Raw genomic sequence first — 13,409 nt, forward strand, 5'->3', positions numbered from 1 at the left:
AGCATGTCTGATTGTGTCCAGAAAACCGAGGAGTTCTTGAAAAGAAGGGGAATTGACCCAGCTACGGTGGATATGGAGCATTTGCTCAATACCTTCCTCAGTGAGATGGAAAAAGGCTTGAGAGATGAGCATGCAAGTAGCTTGAAAATGATCCCTACCTACACCACTGTGGTAAGTGAGATTCTCAAGAATGAACCGGTGATTGTTCTTGATGCAGGAGGCACGAATTTTAGAACCTGCCTGGTTACCTTTGATACTGAAGGGACTGCTCACATTGAAGATTTCAGGAAAGTATCAATGCCGGGGGTCAAAAAAGAAGTGAGTGCCGAGGAATTCTTTTCCACCTTTGCCAATGAAGTGGAGCGCCTGATAGACAAGAGCGACAAGATTGGGTTTTGTTTCTCTTATGCTGCTTCCATAACTGCTGACCACGATGGAATTCCCTTGGTGTTTTCCAAGGAGATCAAAGCTCCCGAAGTAATAGGAAAACCTGTTGGGGCAACACTGTTGCAGGAGCTTGCCCGCCGCGGATACGATGTTTCCAATAAGAAGGTAGCCGTGCTCAATGATACTGTTGCTACGCTTCTAGCCGGCCAGAGTGCAAAAAGAGAAGTTCCTTATAGTGGCTATATAGGGTTCATCCTTGGAACCGGTACGAATACGGCCTATGTTGAGGAGAATTCCTCTATCGAAAAACTTGGACTTCAGGATAGTGGAAGCCAGATTATCAATATAGAATCTGGTAACTTTGACTTCTGCCCGAGTGAACTCGATCGTGAGTTCTTTAATGCCACCAAGGCGCCCCAGCAATATCATCTTGAGAAAATGATCAGTGGAGCTTATCTTGGTCCTTTGAGCACCCTTGTCATTGAGAAAGCCATTGAGGACCGGGTGCTCAGTGATACCTTCAAGGCACGGTTTTCCAAGCTTGGTGGGATCAATACCACGGTGATGAGCAACTACCTTGAGATGCCGTTCAACCATGAGTATGAACTCGTAGCCTGTTGTGAAGGGAACAAAGAGGATGCAGTCTCGCTTTGGATGATCATTGACGCCTTGATCGCCCGCTCAGCCAAACTCACTGCCGCAAACCTTGCAGCCACCATCCTCAAGAGTGGGGCTGGGACTGACCCCCGTGTGCCAGTCTGTATCAATGCTGATGGTACCACATTCTACAAGACTGAGTATCTGAAGAAATATACGGAGTATTATTTGCATACCCATTTGCAATTGGCTCGAAGAAGGTATTACCGTTTCGTCCATATTGACGATTCTCCGACCATCGGGGCAGCAATTGCAGGGTTGAGCCTCTAGGTACTACCGATGGGTGATTGTTTTTCCCTTGCCAAGCGCAGCAAGATCATGGCAAGTATCAAGGCGAAGGACACCAGGAGCGAGCTCTTGGTGCGAAGTTACTTGTTTCGTCATGGATTCCGATTCCGGGTCAATGACAAGCGTTTGGTTGGGAAACCCGATATTGTACTTCCCAAGTATAACACTGTCATTTTTATCAATGGATGTTTTTGGCATGCCCATCAAGGTTGTAAGTATTTTGTGCTTCCCAAAACCAACCGTCTGTTCTGGGAAGAAAAGCTTAGAAAGAATAGGGAACGAGATCAGAAGGTCTGTGCCCGGTTGCTGGAGATGGGATATCATGTCTTGGTTGTATGGGAATGTGAGCTATCTCCTTCCCAAAAGCGGGAGGAGACACTCAACGGTTTGGTTAATGAGATCTGGCAGGGTTCTTAATCCTGGTCTGCACGGGCGATGAGACTACGATGCCATGCAAGGAGCCTGTCATGCCGGCTCACATCATCTCCCCTGCTGTCTACCATGACACGGTAGACAGGTTCTGTCTTGCTACCCCGCATCCAGAGAAAATCAGTGATGATACCATCCTTGTTTTTCAGAGCTACCTTGTATCCTCCGGTATACGGTGGAGAGCGGAATGCTTCTCCCATACCTTCCACAGTACTGGTCCCTTCGCTCTGGAACACAGTGTATGTATAGATATCCAGTTCCCTGAGCATCGCTTGTTTTTCTATCCAGTCAGCCTGAAACAGTACCTCATACCGACTCTTCAGAACCGAATGGTCATGATGGATCTGCATGTTGCCGTCCTTTGAGAAAGCCCCTGTCGTGGTGTATATAGGCATGCCTTCAATGATTTTCTCAAGCGTGATCGGGTGGGGGACTTCCCTTCCGTTTGCACGGAACCAGAGTTTTGCAATATCTCGGTTCCTGAGCAGCTTCACCAGACTGAGCAGGGTGTTCAAAGGGTCCCTTACCTTGGCAGGATGAGTAATGTTGCCACCGTTGGATCCTTCTCCCAGTACGGGAACAAGGTACCCTTCTTTTCGTTTCTGTTCAGCCAGTTCAACAACATTTGCCTCTCCAACCTCGCAACGGAAGACCTCTGCATCAAGTGCTTGTGCAATCTGATCTATTCTGTTGCTGGTAGGTCCGTTCACCACCGTAGCCAACAATGAGGAGGGATGTTTCAATCGGCAGAGTGTGAGTTCAGCGAGTACTACCAGAGCAAATACATTCTGTGCTTCCAAAATGAGTGCTTTGCCTGTTTTTTTTTGGATGTATACCAGATTTCCACGGTCTCCATCATTGTCAGGAACGTAGCCAAGGAGGAAAGAAGGATCCTTTGCATACAGCATCTCAAGCGTTTGCTGGCAAAGCTGGAGGTTTTCACCTTCAGGTACGATAGCATGGACGACCTGTCCTGGTTGGTCATTGATTTGGTGCACCTTGAGTCCGAGAGAGGTCAGGAATTGGTAATCGATACTCACTGAACGTGCACTGCCATTGAGCTCTCCTAAAACTCCAAGAGGTTCTCTGCTGTGGGCCTTTACCAGCATTTCCCGGAACCTCTTATGTTCATTCTGGTCCTCTGATTGCACTGCTGTAGTAAGAACAAACTGCGCATACCGTTCAAGATTTCTTGTTTGTTCGGATTTCACTGATGTAAGCACATCTCTATAGCGCTTGGTGTCCATATGGGAGGAGAGGGACTGGAGATAGGCAGGTGCCAAGGGTTCTTCCAGGACAATCTCCTTGAATAGTTTGATGATTGTCTCTGATTCTCTGGCAGTGTACACACCGCCGGAACGGCCAAATTTGAATCCATTATGCCCGATTGGATTGTGACTGGCAGAAATATAGAAGAATGCGTCTGCTTCCTCAGGATATTGGTTGCAGTCAGCCATGATCTGCGGAGCGGCGCAGATGTAGAGATACCGTACCGAACAACCCAGCATGGTAAGCGTCCTGCACACAATATCACCGAGTACTCTTCCTGTCGGCCTTGCATCGAGACCAACCAGAATGGTGGTGTCCTGTGGCTCCCCTTTCATCTCGCCACGTTGTATTCGCTGTTTGTCTGCAGCCGGCACACCAAGAAACCGTGCAAGGGCAAGAGCTGCCAAGGCTGCAAGCATGGCATCGGCTTCTGAAATCTTTGGTGTTTGATCTTCTTCGTCTCCACTTTCAGCGAAGACCTTTCTCCAACCTGAGGAGGAGAGAATCATAGTGGACAGGGCATTCTGAAGTGCCTCCTTGCTTGGCAAGGGGAAATCGAGTATATCGAACATCTCATCAGCTATGGGATGGTGGCTCAAGGTATCATAGATAAGCATATGACCTCCAATTTTTGGAGTATAGCATATATTGCCTGTTTTGCAGATGTGCGATAGGGTAAAATCATGCTACCAACCTGTGCTACATTTCATGATCTCAGTTGCTATGCAAAGAGTTCGCTCACTGTTGTGCTTCCCGTCCTTGAGTCGATGGGAATTGAAACCTGTCCCCTTCCAACCGCGTTGCTTTCCACCCAGACCGATGGGTTCGATTCCTACTACTTCCACGATACCACATCAGAGCTTGAAGGAATTCTCGATTCCTGGAAGCATCTGTCTCTTCACTTCGATGCAATCTATTCAGGGTTCCTGGGTAGCAACCATCAAGTGCGGCTCATCATGCAGTTCATTGCGCAGCAACGAAAGCTAGGTTCCCCCTTGGTGTTGGTGGATCCTGTGTTGGGCGATGATGCAGCTCTCTATGGTCCAATTACCGATGCACATGTTGAGGCGATGCGCATGTTGGTACAATCGGCAGACATCATCACACCAAACACCACAGAGGCTGCTCTATTGCTTGGGCTTCCCTATCAGGAGCAATTTGAAGAACAGGATGCCCTCTCCTGGGCCTGTAAGCTTGCATTACAAACAGGTGCCCGGGTAGCGATTACCAGCGTACCCCTCTCTGGAGGCTACGCAGTAGCCTGTTATGCAGAAGGTGAGCAGTTCCTGGTTCCCTACAGCCCCATTGATGCTTCGTATCCAGGATGTGGTGATCTCTTTGCCAGTATTCTTCTGGGGATCCTACTTCGTAAGCATTCCTTTCAAACATCAGTAATTCATGCTGTGACCTATACATCCTTAGCTATTGAACGCACAAAGCAGCTTGGAAGGGAGCGTAGGCTGGGAGTAAGTCCTACATTGATTCTTCCTGACCTTTCCTTAGAGAGGGCAAGATGAGTATTGACGTACTGGTAGTTGCACCCCTTCGTCATGAATTGGAAGGGGTCCTAACTAAATTGGATGAGCCAGTGATTATTGCATCCAAGCGAGTATTGGGGACCATAATCGGGGTTGGCAAGATTGCCAGCGGGGTTACCCTTGCAAGGGCAATTGCCCGGTATAATCCGGCTCTCGTGGTGCTTGTTGGATATTGCGGGGCGTTGGATGAACATCTGGCCCTCGGGGATGTTGTCTGTGCAACCCGGGTTGTGCAGTACGACCTCGATCTCAGGGCATTCGGTCTTGATTGGGGTAGCACGTTTCTTTGGGATGGCTCTTATGCTCCACAATCCTTGCCTCTCTATCATCCTGCGATTGATGGGGTGAAACCGGTAGTCATGGGAACTGCCGACCGCTTTTTGCTTCGATCCTACCGTGACGAACACCCTGAGCTGAGGGAAGTATTGCAACTCGATTGCAGTGATATGGAGGGGTATGCTGTTGCTTATGCTTGCCACAGCGTAACCATTCCCTGTGCAATACTCCGGGTCGTCAGTGATGATGCTAAAGGCAACCGCCCAAAGCAATTCAAACAGTTTATAAGGGAAGCTAACGAAAAGCTGCAGGAAGCACTTCAGCTATTGCTTGAAGCTCCAAGTGAGAAATCTCCGACAAGCTTATAGACATTGCCGTCATGCTTGAGTTCTATTGCACGATCTGGGAAATAGAGGGGAAGGATTTTCCTTATATATTCCATGGCGGCTTCCTCAATAGCTCGCTTTTTATCCTTCTGAACCCATGATAGGGTCCGTATCTCAACAGAGAGGATATAACCACGGCCATGGTCGCTTCCATAGCCGAGAGTAAACTGCGTACCTGTAGAAAAAAGTCCATCATAGGCCACACTTGCAGCTTTGCCCCGCTCGGGTCTGTTTGGATGCAATGGATATGCATCGCCGAAGGTGTCTTCAAGATAGCGATCGAGATCATCACACAACTTGCGCATCTTCGATTCAAGTTCTACTTGTTTGGGATGGGTGCTCATTGCGTATTCTCCTGGTTATCTACATCTTCAATTTTGTATCGTCTGAGAAAATTATGGTAGGAATCAAGTGCAGGGATTTCTTCTTTCGGTGCTTCAATCTGAACTGGAGGCTGACTCATGGGAAGGACTTCTTTCGGACCTAGTTTCATCTGGTCGAAATGTGTTCTCTGGGAGAGTAACTGTGCATAATTTTTGAGTTGTTCCTCGTTTTCCTGATAGATTTTCTGTGCACCCTGATGCATGGTGGAAAGTGCTACGGCGGTGGTCTCATCCAGTTTGCATGTTTGTCCAAGCGTCCCATGGATACGGTAGTAGGAGATGTCTGGAATCGTGGGGGCTATCTGGTCAACTACTTGCATCTGGCTTGTAGCATAAATCTTTTGAATCGGCGCGCCCTTTGCAGGATCTATCCAACCGATGACTCCTGTACCAGCTCCGCTGACAGTGAAGGTAAAATCACTGCTTGCAGTGGAGAGTGAGAGGATGTGGAAACGTTTTGCATCTGGATACAGCTCCTTTGCAAGACGGTATGCATAGAGGCTTGGGTTGTTTGCAACCACACCTCCATCGATCAATGTCTGCATGGTGTTCTCTTCCCTATCGTAGAGATAGGCTGGTTTGAAGAACGTAGGGGCTGCACTGGTAGATCTCGCTGCTTCCCAAAACAAAAATCCATGTGAGTCATGGCTGCTCATGACGAACGGTCTGCCATGTGCTGCATCATAGGTCATTACCATGGTGGGGATTACCGCTTCACTGAGGGGGACATCACAAAACATATGCTGTAAAAGTCTTTGCAAAGGTTGTACGTCATATTTATCAGTAAAAATCTGACTGAAAAACCGGCCTTGGCTTTTGGGGAAAATTTGTCGTCCATTCTGTAGATAGAATGATTCCAGCGTAGTGACATCCACTCCAAAGGGAAGGGTCCCCCGCAAGATTTTTTCTCCTGGCTTACCCCATAATCTCTGCATAAGGGTTCTTTGCAGTTCGTCGTATATGTAGCTGATGTATCGGGTATCAGGCTGCAGGTTTGTCTTTAAAACTGGGGCTCCGAGGGCAAGAGCCAGCAAACCTCCAGTCGATGTTCCAGCCAAAAGATCAAAATGTGAATAAAGGGGACGGTTATCTCCCATTGACTCCAGGAGAGCTGATAGTTTTGCAAGCATCACGGCAGGTATAAGGCCACGCATCCCACCTCCATCGATGGAGAGGATGTATCGATCTTCTTGAGGAGATGATGGTTCCTTATGATTCCTGAAATCCCGTAATGCCATGTAAATAGAGTGATGAATTTGTAGCTAAGGGTCAAGCATGCTCTCATGTATCTTACTTGAAAGTTATATAATATACACTAATACTATACCGAAATAAGAATAATAAAAGGATTATACATTGATAAATTTATGATAAAGAGCTATGCAAAGTAAGAATATTTTCGCTAGACTTACAGCATGGATGAACTAGGAATGAGCGCCTATAATCAGTGCAGGTTATGTCCCATTTACTGCACGGTTAACCGTAGGGAAGGGCGTATAGGAAGGTGTGGGGAGACTGATACTGTACGTGTAGCCTGGTCTGGGCTGCATCGTGGTGAAGAGCCCCCTATAACCGGGGATCTTGGTTCTGGAATGATTTTCTTCAGTGGTTGTCCCTTGCATTGTGCCTACTGCCAGAATCATCAGATTTCAGGGAAAGGGGAGTCAGGAACCAAGGCTGTGGGAATAGAGGTAAGTGTTGCTGAGCTTTCCAAAATGATGCTTGGATTACAAGATCAGGGGGCGACTAATCTAAACTTGGTAACAGGAACGCATTTCATTCCTTCAATCGTTGCAGCATTGAATCTTGCAAGAAGTCAGGGATTTACTCTGGATGTAGTGTGGAACAGCTCTGGGTTTGAGTCTCCTGAAGGACTTTCACACATCGACCCCTACATTGATCTATATCTCATAGATGTAAAGACTTTGCGAGAGGACGTGAGTGCTGAGTTTTGTGGATTGGCACGTTATGCTAGTATTATTCGCCCTGTTATGCAGTATATTCTCCAGAATCAGAGGGCTACATTTATTGATGAAGAAGGGCTCCTCAAAGGAATACTGGTCCGTCATCTGGTATTTCCTGGTACCCTTGATGCCACAAAAGAGGTACTCCTATATTTTGCGCAGGAATTGAAGTCATCATGTTATCTTTCTCTCATGGTCCAGTTTGAACCTCCCAAGGGAGATGTTCGGTTCCCTGCGATACGAGAAGAGGAATATAATGACCTGCTCCTTGCTTTGGAGGAGTTGGAAATTGAGGATGGATTTGTACAGGAATTGGGGGAGAATGTCTCCTGGATTCCTGATTTCACCCAGGAGAATCCGTTCCCCGAGGGATTTGCCACCCCACTTCCCTATTTTCTTTCACTCAAAGCGAAAACTAGCTGATCAAAGTTCCCTCATATTTTCTGCCATAGAGGATGTTCATGGTGTTTTCGATGTTTCTTCCATCAGCACACACTACCTCCATATGCATTTTTGCAGCCCGCTTACTTGCGATTGGGTCAAAGGGAGAATTTTTCCCGGGTGTCCATTGCTCTCCGACCATAGTACGATAATCATCCCAGCTGATTGCATCCAACGGCTTGGCGTCAGGGTTCTTCTTGGGATCATCGGTGTAGACCTTTGCGATGTTGCTTAGGTTGATGATCAGCCTTCCCTCGAATCGTTCAGCAAGGATGACAGCATCGTTATCAGTAGAGAAACCGGGTTTCCAACCAGCTGCAACCAACACCTGGCCTTGGAAGTTGATGTGGCCTGTAGGGTCAGTGATCAGGTTGTCCGTGCAAAATTCGTTGAACATGGCCTTCAGAAGTTGTCCGTTGATATGCGTTGCTCTGATTCCAAGCCAGTCAAGTTCCTCATTGTCAACATCAGGGTTGATCTCTCGCATGGCGTTTTGATAGAGGCGTGCAGGGGCACCGCCTCCACATACGAGGATGATTTTTCTGCTTTTATCTTCTTTCAAATAGGTTTTAAGAGCACTGTTGAGTTCTTTAAGAAAAGCGTAATCAACTTTTTCTGGTGCAATGATTGATCCGCCCAATGAAATAACTGCCAAATTATTATACATGGAGTCCTCCGCCGGCCATGGTAGCAGATTTCTTCACTCCCCTCAATATTGAAGTAAGGGGAAGTTGGATAAAATGCATTCGCTCGCATGAAAGATGCCGAGCTCTGCGTGTTCACCTCACCCAACAGGGACTGGACCAAGCACAGTCACCATTATTGGTGAATGCCCGTGCGTAGAAGAAATCACCAGGCTGTGCATTAACCTCGGTATGTACCTCGCCTATGCACTGTTCAATGGGATGAAATTGTGAAATGGATACAGCGGGGCTGACAAATCCATTCAGATACGCAACCCGGGAAGTGCAAGAGAGCGAGGATAGAAGGTATGATGCTTCAAGATAGTGTAGTTCTTCATGCCAGAATCCTTTGGCGTGTATATGAACTACGCTCTGTTCTGAACCCTCTATCTCAAGCGCAAAGCCTTGGGTCGCGTCTGTTGTAGCTGTTGGATTTCCCCTGGTGACCACTGTCAGAGAAGCAGTGTTTCTTGTGCTTGTGAAGTGAGGTATTATTCGTTCATTATCTGAATTATCCAGTGGATCTACAATATCCTCTCCCCTCAACCGCGGGGAAGCGCTACGAATAATTCCCTTTTCAATCGTGATTGCTGCTTCCCATTGGCACAGACTGTGTTTTTCTCCCCATCCAAATGTAACATCAAGAAACCCTCTTTCCATGTGTTGGGTATGCTGATTATCAGAGGGGTGGACTCGATGAATGACCCGGTTGTTTTTCAGTATCTCAATTCTGTCCATTACCGTATACCCGGCAACATAGGCATCGAGAGAAACAATCCCATCACCTGGGAAGTCATACCCAGATCCCATTGGATTGTCATTGAGGAACACCATCAATTCTATGGGGTCGCCCGTCAATGCGAGTGTCTGCCTACTGGATAATCCCGCCCAGATTGCTTCTCGATTCCTGTCAGTCGACCAGAGGCCGGTTCTTCCACAACCATAGCTGCCAGGTGAAGCATTGTGATGATCACTTGACCCTACCACCCCAAACCTATGTCCCAGTGACAGACCTCCCTGCATGGTATTCATGCCACTGCGAGGGCCCATCGTGTGTAGGTATTTTGGTGAGGCTTCCAAACTTTCAGCACTCCCATGCATTGATACGATTTCAATCACTGGGGATGCTTGTGCATGAAAGAATTCCCACCCTATACCCCTGTATCCTTGCTTGTAGCCGATATGATGTGGCATGCAAAACAGCTCATCCTTACTCGCATCGGTTGAATCAAGCAATTTCATCAACCGTTCATCCTTCTTGAATCTTGGAGGGGGGTCGGGAAGTGCAATTCCAAGGTTCTTATGGATGATGGTATAGTCTCCTGCCTGGAAGCTATGGAATTCATAGCTCGGAAAGGAAATGCATCGTTCTGATGCTCTCTCAAGTAGTTGATTATAGTGACTCCACTGTGTTCGTAGTCGTGCAAAACCTTCTCTGTGGTATGCCTGTACCTCAGGTGGAATGGTTCCTTCCTCCATATCAGGCCAAGCAAAATGTCCTGTTACACTAAAGAAGTCAAGTTGTTCAGCTGCGAAAGCAATTGCATCTTCCAAATCTCCATGTCCATAGCTTATGTTGCAGTGGTTATGGAGATCTCCAACAAGGAATTGATGTTCTTCCAGCCATTTCCTTTGCTCGAGACGATGGGTGAGAGCCTCAGAGAAATAATGCAGTACTCGATTCATCCTTTTACAGCTCCTTCGGCAATTCCCTTGATCATGAACCGTTGTAGGCTCAGAAAAAACAGGACAATAGGAAGAATTCCAAGAACCAGAATAGGCAATGCCTTGTCCCATTGGTTTTTATATTGTCCGAAAAACCTGTTGATGCTTAAAGGTATCGTTTGCAGATCCTTTGCATAGAGAATCAATGAAGGGAGCAGGAAATCATTCCAGACCCACAGCGTCTGCAAGATGATGACCGTGACAGTGATGGTTTTCAGAAGTGGGAAAACTATCGCGTGGAACATGGTGAAATCATTGCATCCATCAAGACGGGCACTTTCCTCCAGCTCATAGGGAACCCCTTTTATGAATCCATGATAGAGAAAAACGGTAAAGGGTTGTCCAAAACCCCAATAGATCAAAATCAACCCTAATCGATTGTCAAGAAGATTCCCCTCACTGGCAACCTTTACCAGAGGGACCATGACAGATTGAAACGGGATGACCATTGCCGCAACATAGATTGTGAAAAAGACGGCACTGATCTTCGAAGGGACCCGTACCAATTTCCAGGCTGCAGGGGATCCCAGGAGGACCATGCCTCCTACACTGCCGATGGTGATGACCAATGAGTTGAAGAGCATACGGAAGAACGAAACTTGGCGTATTGCAATCTCATAGTTCTTAAGTTGCAACGAAGACGGCAGTGCGGCGGGAGATTTCATAATCTCACTGAATGTCTTCACTGAGTTGATGGTAATGAAATAGAAGGGAAGCAGAAATACGAATGCAAGCAGAGTAAGCAACACAAGCAGTGCAATTTGTGATATCCCCATCTTGTTCTTCATGCCTGAACCTCCCTACTCTTTGTGGCCTTTACCTGCAGTAATGTCAGCAATGCAACCAAGAGCGTAAAAACAACTGCCTTAGCAGAAGCATATCCATAGTTGTTATAGAGGAATGCTTCATTATAAATATTGAGTGCAAACGATTCAGTAGCACCGAAAGGACCTCCACCGGTGAGGCTGAATATTACATCAAACAGCTTGAATGCCCAGGAGAGCATCAAGAAGAGACATACGGTAATAGCAGGCATGATGAGTGGTATCTTGATCCTAAACAGAATGGACAATGCTCTTGCCCCGTCAATATGTGCTGCATCAAACAGGTTCTGGTCAATCGAGAGCAGTGCAGCAATATAGATGACCATTAAGTACCCTGCTGTTTTCCAAACATAGACGATAACCGTACCCCAGAAGGCTGTGGACGCATCCCCAAGCCAAGGGGAGGAGATCAACTCAATGTGAAGAAACTCCCCTACCGCAGGAAGGCCGTTGATCAAGAGAAACCTCCAAATAAAACCAAGAATGAGACCTCCTATGACATTGGGAAGAAAGAAAACTACTCTAAGTGGTCCTTGCCCACGTTTCAACGCCGTTATACCAAGTGCCAAGAAAAAACCTAGAAGATTGCTGATGATCACCACAGAGATGGTAAAGCGCGCAGTGAAGAAGATTGAGGCAATCGCCTTGGGATCATCAGTCAATACATCCTTGTAGTTTTCCAGCCCAATAAACGCAGCATGTTTTCCAATACCGTTCCAGGCTGTGAATGAGTACCCAAACCCAATGAAGAAGGGTATGAGAACCACACAAAGAAAGACAAGGAACCCGGGAAGCGTAGCTACCCAATATGAGCCATTCATACGATTGATGCGGTTCTGTTGTTTCACGGGTTCCTCCTCGCTGTGTTACTTTTGTAATCGTTTCCAGGAATTCTGCAGATTTTCCAGATATGTGGTGAATGAGTCGAGACCAGCAACATATCGTTGTGCAAGGTCAGAGAACTCATTTACCGCACCATCCGGCCAATAGCTAAACATCCAAGGAATCGTCTTTCCTGCCTGGGCAAATGAGACAATGTCCTTCGATACCCCACCCAGTGATGGCGATGCTTCAATATTGTCCAATGCAGGTATCACATCGAATTCTTCAGCAAGATACTGCTTCCCCTCATCACTGCTTACCAGCCATGTGAGGAAATCTTTTGCAGCCTGTTTCTCGGTCTCTGGGGACTGGCTGTTCACGACAAACATGAATGGAATGCCTACAGGAATCCTGTTTGCCTTCTCTTCATCATCACTGGTGAAGATGGGGAGCAGGCCGATATCGAGGTCAGGGTCAGTCTCAAAAATGACACTCTGTTTCCAGTTTCCCTGTTGGATCATGGCAACTTCCTGGTTTGCAAACATGGTGACCTGCATATTGTGATCTGTAGTCAATGGATTTGGCTCACTGTTCTGCAATACGAGGTCGAATGCCTGTTTCCAATCGAGGAATTCTTTGTTGCCAGGAATCTTTGCTTTCCCGTTGTTGAGATCGGAGATATACCCTCTCGGATTCTCCTGTTGGGCAAATGGAATATTTGTGAAATGGTTTGAGATTACCCACCAAGTTCCGAAACCTGAAGCAAACGGAGTGATGCCATTCTGTTTCAGTGTTGCTACAGTTTTCTTCATTTCGGAGAATGTTGTAGGTAATTCGGTGATTCCAGCCTTCTTGAACAAGTTCTTGTTGTAAATGTATCCATAGCCTTCTATAGTGACCGGCAAGGCAATTACATGATCATCTTGCGTAGCTGCATCCTTGCTGATGGGCAGCAGATGGTCCACCCAAGGTTCTTCGTCCAGGGTTTCGATATACTCTTTCCAGAGTTGATAATCTGAGAATCCTTCAATGATGAAGATATCGGGCGCCTTATTGGCGGCAAACTTGGTTTTGAGCAAAGTCCTCCAGTCACTTGCACCTCCCACAACCTCAGTCTCCAGATTGACTGTTGGATGAGATTGTTCGTATTCCTCGGACATCTCTTCCCATGCATCAATCCAGGGAATCTTGTGGTGATAGATTTCGACAGTCACAGAGTCCTGCTTTGCGGATTCTGTAGCCCCTGCTGCAAAGAGTGTAGCGCCGGTTATTACCAGGACAGCCACCAACAGAAAGATACTTTTTTGGTACTTCATGGATTTCCTCCTTTTCCATGG

The 13,409-nt window shown here is 47.0% G+C and carries 13 protein-coding genes; 5 read left to right on the forward strand and 8 right to left on the reverse strand.

The window, feature by feature from the left end; all coding sequences use genetic code 11:
* Nucleotides 1–3: 3 nt before the first annotated feature.
* Both DYP60_RS02870 and DYP60_RS02875 read left to right on the forward strand, forming a co-directional pair.
* Complete coding sequence (locus DYP60_RS02870; protein WP_117329363.1) at nucleotides 4–1,314, forward strand: hexokinase family protein; 1,311 nt, start codon at nucleotides 4–6, stop codon at nucleotides 1,312–1,314.
* A 9-nt stretch (nucleotides 1,315–1,323) separates the two neighbouring features.
* The gene (locus DYP60_RS02875; protein ID WP_117329364.1) at nucleotides 1,324–1,749 is read left to right on the forward strand and encodes a very short patch repair endonuclease; all 426 of its coding nucleotides are present in this window, start codon (nucleotides 1,324–1,326) and stop codon (nucleotides 1,747–1,749) included.
* Here the strand turns inward: DYP60_RS02875 and DYP60_RS02880 are convergent.
* Entirely contained in the window at nucleotides 1,746–3,647 is a 1,902-nt protein-coding gene (locus DYP60_RS02880; RefSeq protein ID WP_117329365.1) for a phosphoglucomutase, read from the reverse strand. The two genes, DYP60_RS02875 and DYP60_RS02880, sit on opposite strands and share 4 nt — an antisense overlap.
* Before the next feature lie 66 nt (nucleotides 3,648–3,713).
* Here DYP60_RS02880 and DYP60_RS02885 point away from each other — a divergent pair, with 66 nt between their 5' ends.
* Both DYP60_RS02885 and DYP60_RS02890 read left to right on the forward strand, forming a co-directional pair.
* On the forward strand, nucleotides 3,714–4,547 hold the full coding sequence (locus DYP60_RS02885; protein ID WP_117329366.1) for a pyridoxamine kinase: 834 nt from the start codon (nucleotides 3,714–3,716) through the stop codon (nucleotides 4,545–4,547).
* A complete protein-coding gene (locus tag DYP60_RS02890; protein ID WP_117329367.1) occupies nucleotides 4,544–5,212 on the forward strand; it encodes a 5'-methylthioadenosine/S-adenosylhomocysteine nucleosidase family protein in 669 nt (222 codons plus the stop codon). Before DYP60_RS02885 ends, DYP60_RS02890 begins: the two co-directional genes overlap by 4 nt.
* Here the strand turns inward: DYP60_RS02890 and DYP60_RS02895 are convergent.
* Nucleotides 5,164–5,574 carry a hypothetical protein gene (locus DYP60_RS02895; protein WP_117329368.1) on the reverse strand — a complete coding sequence of 137 codons (411 nt, stop codon included), beginning with the start codon at nucleotides 5,572–5,574 and terminating at the stop codon, nucleotides 5,164–5,166. The two genes, DYP60_RS02890 and DYP60_RS02895, sit on opposite strands and share 49 nt — an antisense overlap.
* On the reverse strand, nucleotides 5,571–6,851 hold the full coding sequence (locus DYP60_RS02900; protein WP_117329369.1) for a patatin-like phospholipase family protein: 1,281 nt from the start codon (nucleotides 6,849–6,851) through the stop codon (nucleotides 5,571–5,573). The genes DYP60_RS02895 and DYP60_RS02900 overlap by 4 nt, the downstream gene beginning before the upstream one ends.
* A 177-nt stretch (nucleotides 6,852–7,028) precedes the next feature.
* Here DYP60_RS02900 and DYP60_RS02905 point away from each other — a divergent pair, with 177 nt between their 5' ends.
* Nucleotides 7,029–8,000: a radical SAM protein gene (locus DYP60_RS02905; RefSeq protein ID WP_117329370.1), complete on the forward strand. Its 972-nt coding sequence runs from the start codon at nucleotides 7,029–7,031 to the stop codon at nucleotides 7,998–8,000.
* On the opposite strand, the gene pyrH is transcribed toward DYP60_RS02905, so the two are convergent.
* From pyrH to DYP60_RS02930, 5 genes are all read right to left on the reverse strand, one after another.
* Nucleotides 7,993–8,685: a UMP kinase gene (gene pyrH / locus DYP60_RS02910; protein WP_117329371.1), complete on the reverse strand. Its 693-nt coding sequence runs from the start codon at nucleotides 8,683–8,685 to the stop codon at nucleotides 7,993–7,995. The two genes, DYP60_RS02905 and pyrH, sit on opposite strands and share 8 nt — an antisense overlap.
* 112 nt (nucleotides 8,686–8,797) lie before the next feature.
* Nucleotides 8,798–10,387, reverse strand: coding sequence for a CehA/McbA family metallohydrolase domain-containing protein (locus DYP60_RS02915; RefSeq protein ID WP_117329372.1), 1,590 nt, complete (start codon nucleotides 10,385–10,387; stop codon nucleotides 8,798–8,800).
* Entirely contained in the window at nucleotides 10,384–11,214 is an 831-nt protein-coding gene (locus tag DYP60_RS02920) for a carbohydrate ABC transporter permease (protein ID WP_117329373.1), read from the reverse strand. The genes DYP60_RS02915 and DYP60_RS02920 overlap by 4 nt, the downstream gene beginning before the upstream one ends.
* Nucleotides 11,211–12,098 carry a carbohydrate ABC transporter permease gene (locus tag DYP60_RS02925; protein ID WP_206363092.1) on the reverse strand — a complete coding sequence of 296 codons (888 nt, stop codon included), beginning with the start codon at nucleotides 12,096–12,098 and terminating at the stop codon, nucleotides 11,211–11,213. Before DYP60_RS02925 ends, DYP60_RS02920 begins: the two co-directional genes overlap by 4 nt.
* Before the next feature lie 18 nt (nucleotides 12,099–12,116).
* Nucleotides 12,117–13,388, reverse strand: coding sequence for an ABC transporter substrate-binding protein (locus DYP60_RS02930; protein ID WP_165849475.1), 1,272 nt, complete (start codon nucleotides 13,386–13,388; stop codon nucleotides 12,117–12,119).
* Nucleotides 13,389–13,409 lie beyond the last annotated feature (21 nt).

The organism is Sphaerochaeta halotolerans (assembly GCF_003429665.1).
Classification (GTDB): Bacteria; Spirochaetota; Spirochaetia; order Sphaerochaetales; family Sphaerochaetaceae; genus Sphaerochaeta; species Sphaerochaeta halotolerans.

What these genes read in the sequence shown, in the direction of transcription:
- DYP60_RS02890 (WP_117329367.1), top strand. Translation starts at nt 4,544, where the DNA reads ATGAGTATTGACGTACTGGTAGTTGCACCCCTTCGTCATGAATTGGAA.
- DYP60_RS02930 (WP_165849475.1), bottom strand. Translation starts at nt 13,388, where the DNA reads ATGAAGTACCAAAAAAGTATCTTTCTGTTGGTGGCTGTCCTGGTAATA.
- DYP60_RS02915 (WP_117329372.1), bottom strand. Translation starts at nt 10,387, where the DNA reads ATGAATCGAGTACTGCATTATTTCTCTGAGGCTCTCACCCATCGTCTC.
- DYP60_RS02875 (WP_117329364.1), top strand. Translation starts at nt 1,324, where the DNA reads ATGGGTGATTGTTTTTCCCTTGCCAAGCGCAGCAAGATCATGGCAAGT.
- DYP60_RS02880 (WP_117329365.1), bottom strand. Translation starts at nt 3,647, where the DNA reads ATGCTTATCTATGATACCTTGAGCCACCATCCCATAGCTGATGAGATG.
- DYP60_RS02920 (WP_117329373.1), bottom strand. Translation starts at nt 11,214, where the DNA reads ATGAAGAACAAGATGGGGATATCACAAATTGCACTGCTTGTGTTGCTT.
- DYP60_RS02870 (WP_117329363.1), top strand. Translation starts at nt 4, where the DNA reads ATGTCTGATTGTGTCCAGAAAACCGAGGAGTTCTTGAAAAGAAGGGGA.
- pyrH (WP_117329371.1), bottom strand. Translation starts at nt 8,685, where the DNA reads ATGTATAATAATTTGGCAGTTATTTCATTGGGCGGATCAATCATTGCA.
- DYP60_RS02885 (WP_117329366.1), top strand. Translation starts at nt 3,714, where the DNA reads ATGCTACCAACCTGTGCTACATTTCATGATCTCAGTTGCTATGCAAAG.
- DYP60_RS02895 (WP_117329368.1), bottom strand. Translation starts at nt 5,574, where the DNA reads ATGAGCACCCATCCCAAACAAGTAGAACTTGAATCGAAGATGCGCAAG.
- DYP60_RS02900 (WP_117329369.1), bottom strand. Translation starts at nt 6,851, where the DNA reads ATGGCATTACGGGATTTCAGGAATCATAAGGAACCATCATCTCCTCAA.
- DYP60_RS02905 (WP_117329370.1), top strand. Translation starts at nt 7,029, where the DNA reads ATGGATGAACTAGGAATGAGCGCCTATAATCAGTGCAGGTTATGTCCC.